At 45.2% G+C, this 18,243-nt stretch carries 15 protein-coding genes; 6 read left to right on the forward strand and 9 right to left on the reverse strand.

What is annotated here, in order from left to right:
- Nucleotides 1-164: 164 nt before the first annotated feature.
- The 4 genes from J4N39_RS04300 to gap all read right to left on the reverse strand — a co-directional run bounded on the left by J4N39_RS04300 (nt 165) and on the right by gap (nt 4,129).
- Nucleotides 165-1,067, reverse strand: coding sequence for an AraC family transcriptional regulator (locus J4N39_RS04300; RefSeq protein ID WP_252022287.1), 903 nt, complete (start codon nt 1,065-1,067; stop codon nt 165-167).
- A gap of 60 nt (nt 1,068-1,127) precedes the next feature.
- Nucleotides 1,128-1,946, reverse strand: coding sequence for a 23S rRNA (guanine(745)-N(1))-methyltransferase (gene rlmA, locus J4N39_RS04305; protein WP_252022289.1), 819 nt, complete (start codon nt 1,944-1,946; stop codon nt 1,128-1,130).
- A 199-nt stretch (nt 1,947-2,145) separates the two neighbouring features.
- Complete coding sequence (locus tag J4N39_RS04310) at nt 2,146-3,024, reverse strand: D-hexose-6-phosphate mutarotase (RefSeq protein WP_252022291.1); 879 nt, start codon at nt 3,022-3,024, stop codon at nt 2,146-2,148.
- Between the two features lie 109 nt (nt 3,025-3,133).
- The gene (gap, locus tag J4N39_RS04315; protein WP_252022293.1) at nt 3,134-4,129 is read right to left on the reverse strand and encodes a type I glyceraldehyde-3-phosphate dehydrogenase; all 996 of its coding nucleotides are present in this window, start codon (nt 4,127-4,129) and stop codon (nt 3,134-3,136) included.
- A 338-nt stretch (nt 4,130-4,467) separates the two neighbouring features.
- Here gap and msrB point away from each other — a divergent pair, with 338 nt between their 5' ends.
- A complete protein-coding gene (gene msrB / locus J4N39_RS04320) occupies nt 4,468-4,860 on the forward strand; it encodes a peptide-methionine (R)-S-oxide reductase MsrB (RefSeq protein ID WP_252022295.1) in 393 nt (130 codons plus the stop codon).
- Nucleotides 4,861-4,913: 53 nt separating this feature from the next.
- Here msrB and J4N39_RS04325 read toward each other — a convergent pair whose 3' ends face one another.
- Nucleotides 4,914-5,738 carry a DUF2989 domain-containing protein gene (locus tag J4N39_RS04325; protein ID WP_252022297.1) on the reverse strand — a complete coding sequence of 275 codons (825 nt, stop codon included), beginning with the start codon at nt 5,736-5,738 and terminating at the stop codon, nt 4,914-4,916.
- Nucleotides 5,739-5,851: 113 nt separating this feature from the next.
- On the opposite strand from J4N39_RS04325, the gene J4N39_RS04330 reads away from it, so the two are divergent.
- A complete protein-coding gene (locus J4N39_RS04330) occupies nt 5,852-6,130 on the forward strand; it encodes a YeaC family protein (protein WP_252022299.1) in 279 nt (92 codons plus the stop codon).
- 91 nt (nt 6,131-6,221) lie between these two features.
- On the opposite strand, the gene ansA is transcribed toward J4N39_RS04330, so the two are convergent.
- Both ansA and sppA read right to left on the reverse strand, forming a co-directional pair.
- The gene (gene ansA, locus J4N39_RS04335; RefSeq protein WP_252022301.1) at nt 6,222-7,235 is read right to left on the reverse strand and encodes an asparaginase; all 1,014 of its coding nucleotides are present in this window, start codon (nt 7,233-7,235) and stop codon (nt 6,222-6,224) included.
- Nucleotides 7,236-7,351: 116 nt separating this feature from the next.
- Nucleotides 7,352-9,205, reverse strand: coding sequence for a signal peptide peptidase SppA (sppA, locus tag J4N39_RS04340; protein ID WP_252022303.1), 1,854 nt, complete (start codon nt 9,203-9,205; stop codon nt 7,352-7,354).
- A gap of 172 nt (nt 9,206-9,377) precedes the next feature.
- On the opposite strand from sppA, the gene J4N39_RS04345 reads away from it, so the two are divergent.
- The 3 genes from J4N39_RS04345 to J4N39_RS04355 all read left to right on the forward strand — a co-directional run bounded on the left by J4N39_RS04345 (nt 9,378) and on the right by J4N39_RS04355 (nt 14,068).
- Nucleotides 9,378-11,384, forward strand: coding sequence for an NADPH-dependent 2,4-dienoyl-CoA reductase (locus tag J4N39_RS04345; RefSeq protein ID WP_252022305.1), 2,007 nt, complete (start codon nt 9,378-9,380; stop codon nt 11,382-11,384).
- A 77-nt stretch (nt 11,385-11,461) separates the two neighbouring features.
- Entirely contained in the window at nt 11,462-12,010 is a 549-nt protein-coding gene (locus J4N39_RS04350) for an NAD(P)H nitroreductase (protein ID WP_252022307.1), read from the forward strand.
- A 102-nt stretch (nt 12,011-12,112) separates the two neighbouring features.
- Nucleotides 12,113-14,068 (forward strand): DNA topoisomerase III, encoded by a 1,956-nt coding sequence (locus tag J4N39_RS04355; protein WP_252022309.1) that lies wholly within the window; start codon nt 12,113-12,115, stop codon nt 14,066-14,068.
- A 47-nt stretch (nt 14,069-14,115) separates the two neighbouring features.
- On the opposite strand, the gene J4N39_RS04360 is transcribed toward J4N39_RS04355, so the two are convergent.
- A complete protein-coding gene (locus tag J4N39_RS04360) occupies nt 14,116-15,558 on the reverse strand; it encodes a hypothetical protein (RefSeq protein WP_252022311.1) in 1,443 nt (480 codons plus the stop codon).
- Between the two features lie 299 nt (nt 15,559-15,857).
- Between J4N39_RS04360 and J4N39_RS04365 the strand changes: the two genes are divergently transcribed.
- On the forward strand, nt 15,858-17,489 hold the full coding sequence (locus tag J4N39_RS04365; protein WP_252022312.1) for a methyl-accepting chemotaxis protein: 1,632 nt from the start codon (nt 15,858-15,860) through the stop codon (nt 17,487-17,489).
- A gap of 70 nt (nt 17,490-17,559) precedes the next feature.
- On the opposite strand, the gene J4N39_RS04370 is transcribed toward J4N39_RS04365, so the two are convergent.
- Complete coding sequence (locus tag J4N39_RS04370) at nt 17,560-18,243, reverse strand: SDR family oxidoreductase (protein WP_252022313.1); 684 nt, start codon at nt 18,241-18,243, stop codon at nt 17,560-17,562.

The raw sequence follows: 18,243 nt of genomic DNA on the forward strand, positions 1-18,243 counted from the left end.
ATGCTCACTCGCTGCTCATTGGTCGGTTTATCAACATTATCAATAAACCAAAATAGGTGAGCAGAATATGAACACAAATGATAATAATTATCAATAGCGGCGATGTTATAGTTTTCTCCAGTGAGAAAATTAACAATTTGGTGCAAGAGTCAGGTTTGAGAGATTTATTTTGTAGGGACTTTTTCTATCGGTAGCCAGTACTCCATATAGGAGTCATTACTGATTGGGTTAAACCTGTGGTCATACACTTCCAACTCAAACCCATCAACACCTTGATAGCCTGAATCGGGTAGCCAGAATAGCATCAGCCAACATACCATATTGGACAAATTTGAAATGTGGCCAGTTACTGGCAGCACTGCGTAGGTTTGGTCAGGGATGTCAATACTGGTCACTTTATCACTGCTAGATTCAAAGTGATGAGAAGCTGTGCCAGCCCAGTAAATTAAACCTTCATCACCTAAAATACAGTGCCGAGTGTCGATAATACCCAGTTGGGTCGGGCAAGACTGAATTTCAGGAGCGACTTTGAGTAAGTCATGCCAGATCATCGGCACTTTTTGTTGGAAGTCTGGCTGAGGAGAAAATGGTCCGCGTATCGGCTCACTTAAACCGGTAAGGCTGAACGTTGGTCGGTGCTCTATTCGTATTTGGCAAAACTCTAGCTTGGTGCTATCTACCTGATTACTTAGATTGGGGCGAGTTAAAGGAGCCCGAATGCCTGCAAGTAAGTTGTTTTTTTTGTATTGTCTAGGGCTGACAGCAAAGTACTGTTTAAATGCCCGACTGAAGCTAATTTCCGAGTTAAATCCGCACTCCAATGCGATATCGAGCATACGATCATTGCTACTCAAAATACGTTGTGCAGCAGCACTTAGTTTAAGCTCACGTACATATTGAGCGACATTTAGCCCCGTTTTGGCCTGAAATACACGTTGAAGCTGCCAGCGAGACCAGCAGCTTTGTTTGGCAAGTTCATCAAGCGATAAGGTCTTGTCTACATTTGAATGAATGTAGTCTAAGACTTTTTCTATTCGTAAGATGCTTGGATCATTTAACGTGTTCATTGACCATGACAATACCACATTTGGCGCAAAATCTAACCAGCCACCATTGGATAGTTTGATTTAGATTTTGTGATAGATACGAATCATGAAATCAGCTTCACATTCATATTGCTTGGCTTCTGATAGCTGGTGTTTAAACTTTTGGGTTGCTTTCCAGGCAAATGGTGTCATTTGTAGTAGGTCGAGTGCATCTTGGCCGGAAAGTGCCATTGTATAGTGGATTTTTTGCTGTGAAACAGGAGTAAAACCATCAATTTCTTCAGGCTCTTCACTGTGTAAACGCACGTCTTCATAAATACTCTCACGCAGCTGATACAGGTGTCGAGCTGCTGGTGTCACAGTGATTAACACCCCGTTATCGGCTAGGCAGCGATGCAACTCTTGGGCTTTACAAGGTGCATAGATCTTAACAATCGTATCTAAGCTTAAATCAGAAAACGGCAATCGATGGCTTGAAGCGACAGTGAACTGAACGTTGGCATAACGCTTAGCGGCATAACGAACGGCAACTTTAGAGATATCTAGCCCATAAGTAGTGGGCTCTGGCGCAGCGTTGTTAAGTGCGGTTGCAAAGTGTTGGGTGTAGTACCCTTCGCCACAGCCAATATCCAGTAGCTGGTGCTCTGGGGTAGATTGGTGAGCTAGACAGAGCTCTGTCACGGCTTGACGCATTTGATCATAATGCCCCCCAGCCAGGAAACGACGCCTTGCTTGCATCATCTCAGTGTTGTCTCCTGGGTTTTTAGAGCGTTTGTGGTGCGCTGGGATCAAATTGACGTACCCTTCTTTAGCCACATCAAACTGATGGTTTGACTCACAGCGAAAGGTGCGGTCATATTGAACAAGCGTTTGGTGACAAAGGGGACATTGAAGAGTCATAGCAGAACCTGATGAGTATCGTTAGGCGGGCAAGTCTACCGATTATAGCTTAGGAAGAAAAGAGGTAGCTTTTAGCTCCTCCACTTTCCAAGGGGAGGCTGGGAGGAGTTCTGATAAGTGCTTGATTTATATGTATTGCCGTTAGCCTGTTCGGAACCCCCTCTAACTCCCCCTTTGAAAGGGGGAGGACAATAGCCACTTACTTAGCAGAGATCACTGTGCTCAGTTGGTGGCGTTCACCTGGCTGTAACGTAATGCCTGCTTCAATCGTTGGTGCATGAACCGTCGACTCAACACATAGCATGGTTTTGTAACCGTCGTCTTGCATGTCGCCCATACCAGCAGCTCCTTCCGCCCACGGATTCCATAGCACTGCTGAGTTGTGACCTTGGTTTTCAACGCTAATAGTGCGCTTGCTATCGTTCACCTGAATGAGTGCTTCTGGCTGGGTGTAAACACGGTCGATAGTATCGGTTAGTACAAGCTCTTCACCACCTTGACAGATTTTAGCCGCTTGCAGACTGTCGATGTATTCAAGGCCCATACCAGTTGTCTTTGTTGCTGTGATATCGGCAATGTTCAGGTAGGTGTGTAGTGCGCCACTGAAAGTCCAAGGTGTATCATCAATGTTGATTACATTGAGTGAGACTTTCAACTCATCACCGATTTCCACGAATAGGCGAGCATCAAACATATGTGGCCAGATATCATGAGTTTCTTCACTAGGAAACAGTGCCAGTTCTAGGATCACACCATTGTCATTCTCACGGTGTTCGACCAGTTCCCACTCAGTGGTACGAGCAAAGCCGTGAGCAGGAGCTGCGATACGACCAAACCAAGGCCAGCACACTGGGATACCACCACGTAGGGCAGTTTCACCATCAAATTTTGCTTGCGTACTCATCCAGATCAGATCATCTTGACCTGCTGGCGTGTAAGAAACGACGTGGCCACCATGCAGGGCAACCGCTGCTGTCGCTTTATCGTGCATCACTCGAACCATTTTTACTTGGTCTTTTTCTACGATAGTGACGCAATCCGAAAGTACGGTAAGGGTAGGAAGTGTTGTGAGATCCATACCAACTCCTAGATATTTTATTTTTGCAGAATTAAGAATACAAAAAAGGCGACTCGAGAGTCGCCTTTTATCTAAATCTTTAAACGAAATTCTTCGCTAAAAGCTTACATTACTTAGAGATGTGAGCGATTAGGTCTAGAACTTTGTTTGAGTAACCGATTTCGTTGTCGTACCAAGATACAACTTTAACGAAGTTGTCAGTTAGAGCGATACCAGCTTTAGCATCGAATACTGAAGTTTGAACTTCACCGATGAAGTCTTGAGAAACAACTTGGTCTTCAGTGTAACCTAGAACACCTTTTAGAGCGCCTTCTGAAGCAGACTTCATAGCTGCACAGATAGCTTCGTAAGAAGCACCGTTCTTAAGGTTAACAGTTAGGTCAACTACAGAAACGTTAGCAGTTGGTACACGGAAAGCCATACCAGTTAGCTTGCCGTTTAGTTCTGGAAGAACAACGCCTACAGCTTTAGCAGCACCAGTTGAAGATGGGATGATGTTCTGAGAAGCACCACGACCACCACGCCAGTCTTTAGCAGAAGGACCGTCAACAGTCTTCTGAGTAGCAGTAGTTGCGTGAACTGTAGTCATAAGACCAGACTCGATACCGAACTCGTCGTTAAGAACTTTAGCGATAGGCGCTAGACAGTTAGTAGTACAAGAAGCGTTAGAAACGATGTCTTGACCAGCGTAAGTGTCTTGGTTAACACCCATTACGAACATTGGAGTTGCGTCTTTAGAAGGACCAGTTAGTACAACTTTCTTCGCGCCAGCAGTGATGTGCTTACGAGCAGTCTCGTCAGTTAGGAAAAGACCAGTTGCTTCAGCTACTACGTCAACACCGATTTCGTCCCACTTAAGGTCTTCTGGGTTGCGCTCAGCAGTAACACGTACAGTCTTACCGTTAACGATTAGGTTACCACCTTCAACTTCAACAGTACCGTTGAAACGACCGTGAGTTGAATCGTACTTAAGCATGTAAGCCATGTACTCTACGTCGATAAGGTCGTTGATACCTACTACTTCAATATCAGCACGTTCTTGTGCTGCGCGGAAAACGAAACGGCCGATACGACCAAAACCGTTGATACCTACTTTGATAGTCATTAGTTGCTCCACAACTTAATTTTCTGATTAAAGATAACTGGTAGTAAAATTACGAAAGCCAGTAAATTTCTGCAACCGATAATGTCGCTTTAGTTGTCCAAAGTCAAAAAAAAGCGTGTGATTTTTTAACGTACCGTTGCAAATGTTCGTTTTTTACACTTTTTGAGCTGCAATCATGCGAATGATGAATGAGTCAATAGTGTTAGTATAAAAATGACGTGTCTGTCATATACTGGTTAATGAGTATGTGCTACAAACGCACTTATACGCAAGGATTTGCTATATAAAAACTATTATTATCCTATAAATTTATCCTTCAGCTAAGGAGTTAGCCAATAGTGCCAAAGGTTACAAAAACAGAACAAGAATGGCGTAAGCAACTGACAGATAAAGAGTTTGAGGTGTGTCGATTACGTGGAACAGAGGCCCCTTTCTCAGGAAAACTGCTGCATAATAAAGAAACGGGTATCTACAATTGTGTTTGTTGCAATGCAGAGCTGTTTAAATCGGAAAATAAGTATGATTCTGGGTGTGGTTGGCCAAGTTTTGACGCCCCAATCAATGATACTGCTATTACTTATTTAGAAGATAATAGCCATGGAATGAAGCGTACCGAGATACGCTGTTCAAGCTGCGATAGCCATTTAGGCCATGTATTTACTGATGGTCCTGTCACTACGGGAGAGCGTTATTGCGTAAACTCGGTCTCCTTGGTGTTTGGAAATAAATAACTAAGTGAGGGATGATTCCCTCACTTTTGAAAAAATATTACAATTTGGTTTCATTATTGTAAGTCAGCGCTGTCTGGCAACAACTCTGGCTTATAACCGCCTTCTTTCACCGCAGATGCAATCTTCATCGCTATAGCGTCAAGGTTGCTTCGTTTCTCTTCACTAAAGGCGTACAGTCTTTGCAAGTTTCTTTCGGATGTGATTGGCAAATCAAACTCTTTGCCTACCATGGCCCAAATGTAGGCATGCTCATAGCGCCTTGCGGTTTGGTTGGTGCTGGCTAAAGATTTAATAATGTCTGTATTGAGCTCACCCGTGGGTGTTAGTTTTAATGCATTTTCCAGCAACTTAACCGTTTTTAGCTCGTCTCTACCCACATAATAACTGGCCAATGCGAGCTGCATATCTGCGGATTCTAATGCTGGTGTTCCTTCTAGTTGTAAGAACGCACGTTTGGCATTCTCATCACCTTGTGTCCACAGGAAGTAGTAAGCTCTAGGGTTGGTCGATTGACCAAGCTCTTGTTTAATCCGTTTTTGCTCATCATACGTGTGCACCAAGGCGTTAAAGCGTCTCTCTTTGACATTGCTCTGGTTGATAGGCTGGATTTGTGCAGCCAACTCTAAGCACTGTTGGTACTCATGTAACAGCTCGTACTCTTTGAGCTGTTTTTCTACTGTGTTATTTCGTAAGGCATCAAATCGGTGCCAGATAAGGTCAGTTCGAGGGATACGGCACTGACCGTCTCGCATGTTTAACTTCTCACAGCGAAGCGGTGGATTGGACTCACATAGCTCGTCAGTATTCTTGCGAGATTCTAAACAACCACTAAGAGGGATGAGGGTAGCGATGATGATAAGTAATTGATTGCGGGTCATGGATGTTATTCACTTGTGATCTAATGCGCTAAATGTAATGTGTGAGCTTGACCGAAAATAGTAGCGGTTTATTCTCACAATCTAAACTCATTTACTTATTAATAGGACAGAAAGTGAATGTAGAGCAACTAATTGCAAGTATGACCCCTGAAATTTATCAGCGTCTTAGCTACGCCGTAGAGACGGGTAAGTGGCCTGATGGTACGCCGTTAAGCCAAGAGCAACGCGACAACTGTATGCAGGCGGTAATGTTGTATCAATCTAAGAACAACACCGAAGCCCAACACATGACCGTCGCAGCAGGTGGAGATATCTGCTTCAAGTCGAAAGCTGAACTAAAGAAAGAGTTCACCAAAGGCGCAGACGACATCGCACGAGTGAAAATAGAATAAAGTCGATTTAAGGGTTTAAGGATCTAAGGCTTCTAACCCTTTCCCCCTTAAACCCTTAGCGCCAGCGTCCGATAGCAACGCGTCCGCTTATTTACAAACTCATCTCACCACGCAACACTTTTTGCATCTCGACCTTGATCTCTTCGTAGCCAAGGTTTTGACTTAGCAAATAGTGCAGTTTTGCCAGTGCCGCTTCGTGGGTCATGTCATATCCGCTGATCACGCCCGCATCGGCGATAGCACAGCCTGTCGCATAGCCCCCCATGTTCACCTTTCCTGCGAGACATTGGGTTAGGTTTACGACGATCACACCACGTTCTGAGGCTTCTTTCAAATGCGCCAGTAATTCAGGGTTTTGAGGTGCATTACCCACACCAAAAGTCAGCAAGATCATCGCATTTACTGGCTGTCTAAGGGTGTTTCGGATCACTTCATGCGAAATTCCTGGGTACATAGTAATGACACCAATCGGTTGAGGCGTGATGTTATGTACCTTGAATTCGCCTTGTGGTTTTTTGTCCACTTCGACACCTGCGCTCACCTGAATGTTAATCCCAGCTTCTAGCAGCGGTGGCAAATTAGGCGAAGTAAAGGCATTGAAACCGTCAGCATGAGACTTAGTGCTGCGGTTACCGCGCATTAATTGGTTATTAAAAAACAGTGTTACTTCATTGATCGGGTAGTTGGCGGCGATGTGCAGTGCATTGAGTAGATTCGCTTGACCGTCCGAACGCAGCTCTGCTAGCGGGATCTGTGAGCCTGTAACGATCACAGGCTTAGCAAGATTCTCTAGCATGAAGGAAAGCGCTGAAGCTGTGTACGCCATGGTATCTGTGCCATGCAGGATCACAAAACCGTCGTATTTGTCGTAGTTAGCTCGAATATCATCGGCGATCTGCTGCCAATCTGCGGGTGTCATGTCTGACGAGTCGATCAGTGGTGCATATTCGTGGATGGTATAATCGGGCATTTCTGGGCGATGGAATTCCGGCATGCTTTCTAGCTGCTTTTCCATGAAACCTGCCACGGGAATATAACCGTGATCGGACTTTTGCATACCAATGGTGCCGCCAGTGTAGGCGATATAGATATGTTTCTTAGGCATAACACTTAACTCGAACGGGAACAGTGGCGGGATTATAAAACAAAAATAGGCGCAAATGCGCCTATTTTATTGTGATTAGAACCTTGTCAGACCAAGGGCTCTAAGCATGTTAGAGGTTACTCAACATTACAGTTCAAGCAGAAGGCATATTGGCCTTTTGGATCGTTGAAACTGCTCAGAATAGTCGCGTCTTGTTGGAGCTGTTTTGTCACAGGTTGAAGCGCTTCAGGCACAAGGGCACTGATATCCAAACCAAGGTGCACTCGCACGTTTTTCATCAACTCTTGGATGAACTGTTGCGCTTGGCTCAGTGGCTCTTCCATCCAGTAGACATTGTAGTCTTCTAACTGAGCAAGTTCTGCAGCGACTTGAATCGCATCATCGAAGTCACCCATCTGGTCTACAAGGCCAAGCGCCATGGCGTCTTTACCCGTCCATATACGGCCTTCAGCGATGTTTTCCATCTCACTTTTGGCGATATCACGGTTATTGCTGACTAAACCAGTAAAACGGTGGTAACCATGCTCAATGCCCATTTGGAAAGCTTGTTTTGCCCCATCACTGATACCGCTAGTAATGCCAACACCAGAGAAAGGAGACGTGCCTACACCATCGTTATAGATGCCGTGTTTGTTAAGCCCTTTTTCAAAGGTAGTTATAACACTAAAGATACCAATCGAACCGGTTAGGGTGGTTGGCTGAGCGATGATCTTGTCTGCGCTCATTGAAATCCAGTAACCGCCTGATGCTGCTAGGCTCGACATGGAAACCACGACTGGTTTTCCAGCTTCTTTTAAAGCAACCAATTCGTTGCGGATCACTTCGGACGCAAATGCACTGCCACCAGGACTATCAACGCGTAGCACCACGGCTTTGACTTTGTCGTCTGTTCTGGCATCTCTTAGGTATGATGCGACAGTATCACCACCGACGGTGCCACGAGGTTGGAAGCCATCCATGATGGCGCCACTGGCGACGACAACAGCGATGTCATCTTCAGCAAACTCGGTTTGTGTGACGGTCGGTACGTAATCGTAGTAAGTGATGTGCTTGAAGCTATCGTTACCGTTACTACCAAACTCTTCCACCAGTGCTTTGCGTACTTGCTGACGAGTGCCTAGTTCATCAATTAGCCCAAGGTTAAGTGCAAGCTGCGCCATATCACCATCGACAGCTTTGAGTTGACTGAGTAACTCTGTTTCACTCGGATTAAATGCCGCAGCTTCCATTTCACGGTTTAGCGCCACGTCATGAACGTAACCATCCCACAGCTGGGTTAGCCAGTTGGTTGCCGACTCGCGCGAAGCCTCAGACATGCTGTTACGAGTAAATGGTTCGACAGCGGATTTATAAGTACCTACGCGGAAGACGTGAGTATTAACGTCGAGCTTTTCTAGAAGCTCTTTGTAATATAGGTTGTATGCACCATAGCCTTTGATCAGTACACCACCGTCAGGTGCCATGTAAATTTTATCGGCATAACTGGCTAGGTAGTATTGGCTCTGATTATAGAAATCACCGATAGCAAATACAGGTTTACCACTGGCTTTAAACTCGTTTATGGCTTTTGCCATATAGCGAAGTTTTGTCAGGTTAGTTTCAGGCATTTGGCGAAGTGCAAGTACCAGTCCAGTAACGTGTTCATCGTCCGCCGCATGTCGAATAGATTCGACTATATCAAACAGCACATTCTCTCTTGGTAACTCGCTACCGAACAAAGAACCAGTAAAAGAATCCATTGGATTGACGTAGCTGCTTTGCTCAACGATAGGCCCAGAGAGGTTTAGCACCAAAGCGCCAGACTCTTTGACCACAGGTTGAGTGACTTTTTCGCTGTGCGTAGTCACACCGAAATAAATAGCGACAAGCACTGCAATAAAGAAAAGATTGATGATAGCGACCCGGATGAAATTAAGAGCTTTCCAGAAGCCCTTAAAAATCATGCCGATAAACTTAAAAATAGATTTCATGGTCTACCGTGACGTATCGAAAAATGAATGCATTAATCCTACGTGAATCCAGTCGCATTTCATATATAAATTGATCTGAGTTGCGAAAATGTAAACAGGTGTTTGAATTAATGTGTTGTTTAGGTAGAGTAGTCTGACCACTACCGAAAAATAACAAAAGTGATGTCAGCCTATGTACCCGAACCTACTTAAACCTCTGGATCTAGGATTTACCCAACTAAAAAACCGTGTGCTTATGGGATCTATGCACACGGGTTTAGAAGAAGATAAAAAAGGACTTGATCGTTTGGCCGCTTTTTATGAAGAGCGTGCTAAAGGCGGTGTAGGTCTGATTGTTACCGGTGGCTTTTCGCCAAACTTCCGTGGTCGATTGCACCCGTTGAGCGCCGAGTTTAGTAAGCCAAAACATGCCCGCGAACATAAAGTCGTGACGGATGCGGTGCATAAACATGGCGGCAAGATTGCACTGCAAATCTTGCATGCAGGTCGATATGCGATGCATCCATTTTGTCAGAGTGCTTCAGCCATCAAAGCGCCGATTTCTCGCTTTGCTCCAAGTGAGATGAGTGAGCGTCAAATCATCAAGACCATTGACGCTTATACCAATACGGCTAAATTGGCCCAATCAGCGGGCTATGATGGTGTGGAGATCATGGGCTCTGAAGGTTATCTGATTAACCAGTTTATCTGTGCTCGCACTAACATGCGTTACGATGCATGGGGTGGCAGCTATGAGAACCGTACTCGCTTCCCGCTAGAGATTGTTCGTAAAATGCGCGAAGCCGTGGGGGAAGAGTTCATTATAATCTTCCGTCTATCTATGCTCGATCTTGTGGAGCAGGGCAGTACTTTTGATGAAGTCGTTGAACTTGCTCAAGCACTCGAACGCGCTGGTGTGACTATCATCAATACTGGTATCGGTTGGCATGAGGCGCGTATCCCAACGATTGCTACTCAAGTACCCCGTGGTGCTTTCACTTGGGTGACTGATAAGGTGAAACCTCACCTAAACATTCCCGTGATCACCTGTAACCGTATCAACACTCCAGATGAAGCTGAGAAAATTCTTGAAGCGGGGCACGCCGATATGGTGTCAATGGCAAGACCATTCCTAGCCGACCCTGACTTTGTCGCCAAAGCTGAAAAAGACCAAGCGCAGATGATTAACACCTGTATTGGTTGTAACCAAGCGTGTTTGGACAACATCTTTAAAGCAAAACGTGCGACCTGTTTAGTGAACCCAAGAGCGTGTTACGAAACTGAGATTGTCGTACAGCCTGCAACGACGAAAAAACGTGTTGCGGTGATTGGCGCAGGCCCTGCTGGCTTGTCTTGTGCAACGACGGCTGCGCAGCGTGGACATGATGTCGATTTGTTTGAGAAAAACGATCGAATCGGTGGTCAATTCCGTTTAGCGATGCAGATACCCGGTAAAGAAGAGTTCCGTGAGACGATTCGCTACTTTGCCAACCGCATCGATGAAACAGGTGTAAACCTAAAACTCGAAACCGAAGCGACCTACGACATCTTAGATCAGTATGATGAAGTGGTGATGGCGTCGGGTGTTGAACCACGCAAAGTCAAAATTGATGGTATTGATAACGAAGAGAAAGTGATTGATTACCAAACGCTAATCAAAGAGAAAACTTACGTTGGTAACAAGGTTGCCATCGTTGGTGCGGGTGGTATCGGTGTAGATGTCGCCTCCATGCTGACCGAACCTCAAGGTCACGATCTTGATGATTGGCTACATGACTGGGGCATTGATAAAGATATCGCAACCCCTGGCGGCTTGTACCCATTCCCTAATGAAGTGACAGACAAAGAAGTCTGGGTGCTTCAACGCCGAAAATCACGTGGTGTGGGTAAAGGGCCGGGCAAAACCACAGGCTGGATTCACAAGCGTACATTAGAGAAACGTGGGGTAAATCTGGTTGGTGGTGTTAGCTACGATAAGATTGATGACCAAGGTTTACACATTACTAGGGACGGTCAATCTCAGTTGTTAGAAGCAGATAAAGTGATTATTTGTGCAGGCCAAGAGTCTGTGCGACCTTTCCAAGAAATGTGGCAAGAGCTGGGTGATAAACTGCACGTTATTGGTGGTGCTGATCACGCAGGTGAACTGGATGCAGTGCGCGCCATTCGAGACGGGGTGAAAACGGCGATTAAGCTATAATTAAACCCTTAAAAACTGAGCGGCGATAAAGTTCAATAACTATGCTATCGTTATGAAAAACAACAAGGAACTTCATAATGGATGCTCTAGATTTATTGTTGAATCGTCGCTCAATTGCTCGACTTACCTCTCCTGCGCCTGAAGGTGCAGCCCTCGAAAACATTATTCAAGCTGGTTTACGCGCTCCTGATCATGGAGGCTTGACTCCATGGCGTTTTGTGATTGCTCAAGGTGAAGGTTTGAATAAGTTAGGTGCAATTTTGGCGCAAGCAGCGGTTGAAAGTGGCAGCGACGATATTGCGGTGAAAAAAGCCACCAATGCCCCTCATCGAGCGCCTATGGTGATCACTGTGATTGCTAAAGTCTCTGAGCATCCTAAGGTCCCTGCGATTGAGCAACATTTATCGGCAGGCTGCGCCGTGCAAGCGATGCAAATGGCCGCAGTTGCTCAAGGCTTTCAAGGCATTTGGCGCTCAGGACCATTAATGTTCCACTCCCATGTTCATCAAGCCTTTAACTTACAAGGCGAGGATCAGATTGTCGGTTTCTTGTATTTGGGGACACCAGATTGTACACCGATGAAAGCGCCAACTCGTGATCTGGCCAAATTCGTCGAATTTTTGTAATTAGAGGTACAAACTCAACTGTTTATTAATACAGTGTTTCAGTTGCAATTTCACCGCCACCATTGATAATGGTGGCGGTGATTTTTTATTAGGAACAACTCGATGTCTCGCCTGTTTATCGCAGAAAAACCCAGCCTAGGAAGAGCAATTGCTGCGGCTTTACCCAAGCCTCACAAGAATGAGCAGGGATTTATCCGTTGCGGTAATGGCGACATTGTTACTTGGTGCATCGGTCACTTGTTAGAGCAAGTTGAACCAGACGCCTACGACGAGCGTTACAAGCGTTGGAACATGGAAGATTTACCCATAGTTCCTCACGCATGGCAACTGCGCCCACGCCCGACTTCAAGCAAACAGCTCACTGTGGTGAAAAAGCTGCTCAAGCAGGCAAACACCATCGTCCATGCAGGAGATCCAGATCGAGAAGGTCAACTGCTGGTCGATGAAGTTATTGACTACTGCAAAGTTGCGAAAGGTAAAAAAGAGTCGATGTCACGCCTTTTAATCAGTGATCTCAACTTGCCTGCCGTTAAGCGAGCACTCTCTTCGATGCGTTCCAATCGAGAATTCATTCCTTTATCGGTGTCGGCGTTAGCTCGCTCTCGTGCTGATTGGCTCTATGGTATGAACATGTCGCGAGCATATACTTTGCTCGGTAAAAAAGCGGGCTATCAAGGCGTATTGTCGGTAGGTCGAGTGCAAACCCCTGTACTTGGGCTTGTGGTGCGACGAGATGAAGAAATCGAAAACTTTGTGCCTAAAGATTATTTCACTTTGCATGCCTTAATTCCTTATCAGTCGCCGCAGGGCGATGCTTTTGATATTCGCGCTCGCTGGAAACCCAGTGAAGCTTGCAAGCCTTGGCAGGATAAAGAAGGGCGAGTGCTGAACCGAAAGCTGGTGGAAAATGTCGCCAGTCGCATTCAAGGGCAGCCTGCGAACGTCGTTGAGTCAGAGCAAAAGCAGACCAAACAGAATGCACCGCTTCCTTATTCATTGTCTGCATTGCAAATTGATGCTGCGAAGCGATATGGCATGAGTGCGCAGCAAGTGCTGGATTGCTGTCAAAGTTTATACGAAAAACATAAGCTGATTACCTATCCTCGTTCCGATTGCCGTTATCTGCCAAACGAGCATTTTGTGCAAGCTGGCTCGGTGTGTGAGGCCATCGGTAATAACGCACCTGAATTAACCACTGCTGTGCAAGGTGCTGACCTAAGCCGCAAATCCAAAGCTTGGAATGACAGCAAGGTCGATGCCCACCATGCCATCATCCCAACGCCTAAGAAGGCATCAGTCAATGCTTTGTCTGGATTTGAGATGAAGGTATATCAGTTGATCGCAAGGCAATATGTGATTCAATTCTATCCAGCTGCGGTGTATGCAGAGTCAAAACTGGTGTTCGATATTGCCGGAGGTTGCTTTATTGCCCGTGGCAAACAGTTGGTTGAGCCGGGCTGGAAAGCCCTTATGGGTAAGAGTACCCAACAAGACGACGAAGGCATTGATGCCGTGCCTCCTTTAGACAAAGGGACTGCACTTATCTGTCGAGAAGGTGAAATTAAAGATCGAAAAACTGAGCCGCCCAAGCACTTTACCGAGGCGACATTGTTGCAAGCCATGACAGGCATAGCACGCTACGTTGCAGACAAAGAGCTGAAGAAAATCTTAAAAGAAACCGATGGCTTGGGTACCGAGGCGACGCGCGCTGGTATATTGGATACTTTGTTTAAACGCAAGCTACTTAATCGCCAAGGAAAATCCATCCTATCTACCATCGCAGGAAGAGGGCTTATTCATGCATTGCCTGATGAGTCCAGTTATCCAGATATGACCGCACATTGGGAACACCAGCTGCAAGCAATGGCAGAGCGAGGCCAAGCCTACCAACCTTTCATGACCGCCTTGGAGTCTAACCTCAATGCCATCATTGGGCGAGTCAAAAGCTCCCCTGTACCAAGCTCACTGCAACACTTGCCGCCAGCGGAGCGTCCTGCGTATAAGAAGTCAAAGCGTCGGACTAGCAAAGGCAAGCGGTCTTACTCTAAGAAAAGCTAAGCTGGGGTAGCTCTTTTGAGAAGGTAAGCTACCCCAGTCTTCAAAGTTTAACGCAGTCCCAAGTAGGTTAAGAAGACATCCTCAACTTCAGCGGTGTAGTCATAGTACTGAGAAAACTTTATCCCTGAGAAATCTAAGACTTGTTGAATTGGCGTACCATTGCACTCACCATTAGGCTCTAGGTGACTTCCATCAATATAACGGTAGACGCAGTTAGCGTATTGGTTGCCTTTCTCGTTAGATGCAATAAAGCGGATCTCTAGCTGATCTTTATCGGTTTCTGGATCATAGTTAGAGCTTTCTTTTTTATACTGCAACACATTGATATTAATCTTTACTCTTTGCGGATATGCCGCTTCTGGTTGTACATTTCTTGGATGAACATCGTGATAGCTTTTATTCGATTCAAACTCAACGACATCAGCGTTTGAGAAATAATCAATTTTTGGAGTAATAGATGAGTCTAGCCATGTAGTTGCTAGTGGCTGCTTGTATTGGTTGTGATTACCGTATGCAATTGTAGTAACTTTGTGTTCATTAACGTCATAAGCTACTGACTTTCTGATGTAATACATATGTGTTGCGGTAATTCCAAACTCAGTTGGTCCAGTGAGGGCTAGGTTGTCCCAAGCCAATATGGTGTTTCTGTTATTACTTTCGTCCCATTCACATGGATTTACGATCATGCGACTTTTTGGTTCAGCAACCCAGGTTGGTGCGCATTCATCTTCTGGAACTGGCTCAACTATCACATCAATTGGTTCTACAATGATGATGCCGTCAATCGGGTCAATGATCACTTCAATCGGTTCGATAATGACGTCTATCGGGGTGATGGCCTGCGCAGTGTCATTGAAAAAAGTCGTCGCCCAATCAGTGGTCATCATTGATTGGATATCGTTGCGATACATTTTGATCATGGTGTCAGCATCGTAGTTAAAGTCTTCTATATTCTCGAGACTACTGCTGCAAACTAGCTCACCTGCTTTAGGCATACAGTTAACTATGTTGGCGGTACTTCCTGATTCAACTAATTGATATTGAATCGAATCTACGTTGACACCAGAAGATGAGTATTGAATGGTAAGGTGATGAGTTCTCGGAATGGAGAAATCCAACACTTCCGCTTCAAAAGAGAACTTACTCTCTAACGGAAAATACTCAACATTGACTTCATGATTCCCGTTAGCGTCATACTCACCCGCCACCATCTGGGATGCATAATAGTTTTGTGCTTCCAATGTGTTTAAGAAGTTTGCAGACTTAAGCTCCAGTGGTTTGATGCTATCGAAATCATGTTCTACGACTTCACGCTCTGAGCTAGGTTGATATCTTTTGATAACTTGACCATTGCTTTCGCTTTCTTCAACAAGCTCCCATTGGCTTGGGGAAGGTTGTTCAATTGGATCTGGACTGGAGTTGCTATCACTGCTGCAGCCATTAAGCAGCACAGAAATTGCGATTGAAACTAAAAGGTAGTTGCGCATCATCCCCTCTCATAAAGTGATGTGTATCCGCATGTCGACCACAAGCTTTAGACGAATCCCTGTGTAAAGTCGTTGAAACAGTAGGATAGTGACTGAATTAAATTGACAGGATGAATAATATAAAAGCGAGTAATTAAATTCTGTTCTTTGGGGAACAGTTAATGGGGTAGATGGCGGGTTAATTGATAATTGTTATGGTCCAAATTGTATGGAACCAAGTTTCAAAAGAGCTTCATCGAAAAGCAGGTAACTGTTTCATTGTGTACTAAATTGAATGTAGGGACACCTCAATGGAGCATGCAATGTTTAGTTTTCTGTCGCAAAGTATTCGTTTAAAACTCTCTTCTACACTTGGGTTATTGTTAGCCTCTTTATTGGTGGTATTTGCCGCGTTTAGCTTCATGACCAGCTCATTGACCTCTGGTTTGAACCTCTTTGGTCAGACTTATATGCCGGCGCTTTCTGACATTTTAAATGCTGACAGAGACCTGTACCAAGCGAGGGTAGCTCAAATGAGTTACCTCAGTGATGGAAGGAGTGAAGAGGATAAAGCCTCCTATGAAGAAAATGCACAACAAGCACTTGATAGGATGAATCACTACCTTTCTTACATGCAGTCGTCTCCAGAAATCCTTTCCAAGCTAAGGAGTTTCCAGTCAACTTTTGACAATTGGCATAGCTCTTCTCAACAGTTTTTTACCCTCGCTCAGCAAGGGAAACTAGAGCAAGCAAAAGCATTACTAAATGGACCTAATGAGCAACAGTTTGGTCAGCTACGAGACCTTTACGATGTTGCTGGTGAAGCACTGGACACGTTATCGAATCAAACCATTGTTGAGTTGGAAGCGCAGACTGCCAAGGAGCAGTGGCTATTATTGGTTTTTGTTGTAGTTGTGGCGGTAGTATCTTCACTATTGACTTATTTTGTGCCGAAAGTGTTAGTCAGCGGCATGCAGCAATTGACTGACCGAGTGCATGAAATAAGTGAAGGTGATGGTGATCTCACCCTGCGTATTGATTCCAAACGAAAGGATGAACTGGGCCACCTAGCCAATGCATTCGACCAATTTGTCATCAAGCTGCAAGGCATCATTACGGGGATCAGTGACAACACTCATACCTTGAGCCAATCGGCTGATGAGCTCAATGAAACCTACGGCCGAGGGCAAGCGTTAACTAATGAAACTAGCCATGGCATCGACATGATTGCCACAGCAGTTAACGAGTTCAGTGTGTCGGTAAAAGAGGTCGCACAATATGCGGAAAATGCCGCTCACTTGTCGAATTCTACAGTAACGGTGACTAAAGATGGCGGCAAACTCATTGAGCAATCGGTAACAGGTGTGCACCAGTTGTCAGAGTCCATCAGTAATGCAAGTACGGTTATTCAACAGCTAGAAGCTGAATCTCAGAATATTGTCTCTGTGCTCGATGTGATTCGTAATATTGCTGAGCAAACTAACCTCTTGGCACTTAATGCGGCGATAGAAGCCGCTAGGGCTGGCGAGCAAGGACGTGGTTTTGCGGTCGTGGCAGATGAGGTTCGTTCACTTGCAAGTAAAACTCAGCAATCGACGGAAGAGATCCAAAAAATGATCGATGCCCTCCAGCAAGGGGTGAAACAAGCGGTAGACTCGATTGAAGATGGTGCGAGCAAAGTGGAAGGCTCTGTAGAAGTCGCGGAAAATACCAAGGCACTGTTTGACCAAATCCAGTCTGCGACGATAGAAGTCAATGATATGGCTACTCAAATTGCCGCTGCAACGGAGGAACAGAGCACTACATCTGAAGACATTAATTCAAACTTGGTTCAACTAAATGATCAGAACCAACGCAGTAAACAATTGTCGAGCGAGATTCAAGAAGTGTCTGAAAGTGTTAATCAATTGTCGAGCAAACTGAGCTTAGACATCGGTCAGTTTTCAGTAAGATAACATTGAGTTTAACGACCTCCTTGATAATGGTTTTGCCAAAAACAAGGAGGTTCACAGCAAGTCGATATAGTTACCACTCGATCGCATTAAACTGATAATCAAAAAACTGACCGCTGTGTTGCATATTGCTCGTCTCGATCACATGCATTAAGCCTTTTGCTGAAGTGTTGGTATCGATTAGTGCATTCGGCCCGCCCATTTGTGTTTGTACCCAGCCAGGATGGAGGGCAAGCACTTTATATCCTTGCAAACTTAAATCGTTGTGTAAGCTTTTTACCACGGAATTAAGTGCAGCTTTTGAAGAGCGATAGATATAACCTCCGCCGGAGGTATTTTCAGTCATGCTACCTACTTTTGATGATAAACAGGCGATGGTCTTAATCGGGCTATTGGCCATGTTGTCGGTAAGTGCCTCTATCAATTTGAGCGGGGCAATGGTGTTGACTTCAAAGACTTTGCGCCACTCTTCCACATCGGTGTTTCCCAGTCCATAGCCTTTTGGCCCATAGTAGCCTGCGTTATTGATCAAAAGGTCTAAATTCCCCAGCTCTTTGGATAAAGAGTCCAGACGGGAATAGTCTGTGATTTCAAATGAGATAAGTTGAAGATTCGAATATTTGTCGGCTAACTCAATAAGCGCCTTTGAGCTTGATGAGTCTCGGTAGGTTGCACTGACCTTGTGGCCCGCCTCTAAATAATGTTGGGTAAGAGCATATCCGATGCCGCGGTTGGCGCCCGTAATGAAAACATGCAT

Origin of the sequence: Vibrio sp. SCSIO 43136, from assembly GCF_023716565.1 — a bacterium.
GTDB lineage: Bacteria > Pseudomonadota > Gammaproteobacteria > Enterobacterales > Vibrionaceae > Vibrio.

What these genes read in the sequence shown, in the direction of transcription:
- rlmA (WP_252022289.1), bottom strand. Translation starts at nt 1,946, where the DNA reads ATGACTCTTCAATGTCCCCTTTGTCACCAAACGCTTGTTCAATATGAC.
- sppA (WP_252022303.1), bottom strand. Translation starts at nt 9,205, where the DNA reads ATGAAATCTATTTTTAAGTTTATCGGCATGATTTTTAAGGGCTTCTGG.
- J4N39_RS04345 (WP_252022305.1), top strand. Translation starts at nt 9,378, where the DNA reads ATGTACCCGAACCTACTTAAACCTCTGGATCTAGGATTTACCCAACTA.
- J4N39_RS04310 (WP_252022291.1), bottom strand. Translation starts at nt 3,024, where the DNA reads ATGGATCTCACAACACTTCCTACCCTTACCGTACTTTCGGATTGCGTC.
- J4N39_RS04325 (WP_252022297.1), bottom strand. Translation starts at nt 5,738, where the DNA reads ATGACCCGCAATCAATTACTTATCATCATCGCTACCCTCATCCCTCTT.
- J4N39_RS04300 (WP_252022287.1), bottom strand. Translation starts at nt 1,067, where the DNA reads ATGAACACGTTAAATGATCCAAGCATCTTACGAATAGAAAAAGTCTTA.
- gap (WP_252022293.1), bottom strand. Translation starts at nt 4,129, where the DNA reads ATGACTATCAAAGTAGGTATCAACGGTTTTGGTCGTATCGGCCGTTTC.
- J4N39_RS04350 (WP_252022307.1), top strand. Translation starts at nt 11,462, where the DNA reads ATGGATGCTCTAGATTTATTGTTGAATCGTCGCTCAATTGCTCGACTT.
- J4N39_RS04360 (WP_252022311.1), bottom strand. Translation starts at nt 15,558, where the DNA reads ATGATGCGCAACTACCTTTTAGTTTCAATCGCAATTTCTGTGCTGCTT.
- J4N39_RS04355 (WP_252022309.1), top strand. Translation starts at nt 12,113, where the DNA reads ATGTCTCGCCTGTTTATCGCAGAAAAACCCAGCCTAGGAAGAGCAATT.
- ansA (WP_252022301.1), bottom strand. Translation starts at nt 7,235, where the DNA reads ATGCCTAAGAAACATATCTATATCGCCTACACTGGCGGCACCATTGGT.
- J4N39_RS04370 (WP_252022313.1), bottom strand. Translation starts at nt 18,243, where the DNA reads ATGCATGTTTTCATTACGGGCGCCAACCGCGGCATCGGATATGCTCTT.
- J4N39_RS04365 (WP_252022312.1), top strand. Translation starts at nt 15,858, where the DNA reads ATGTTTAGTTTTCTGTCGCAAAGTATTCGTTTAAAACTCTCTTCTACA.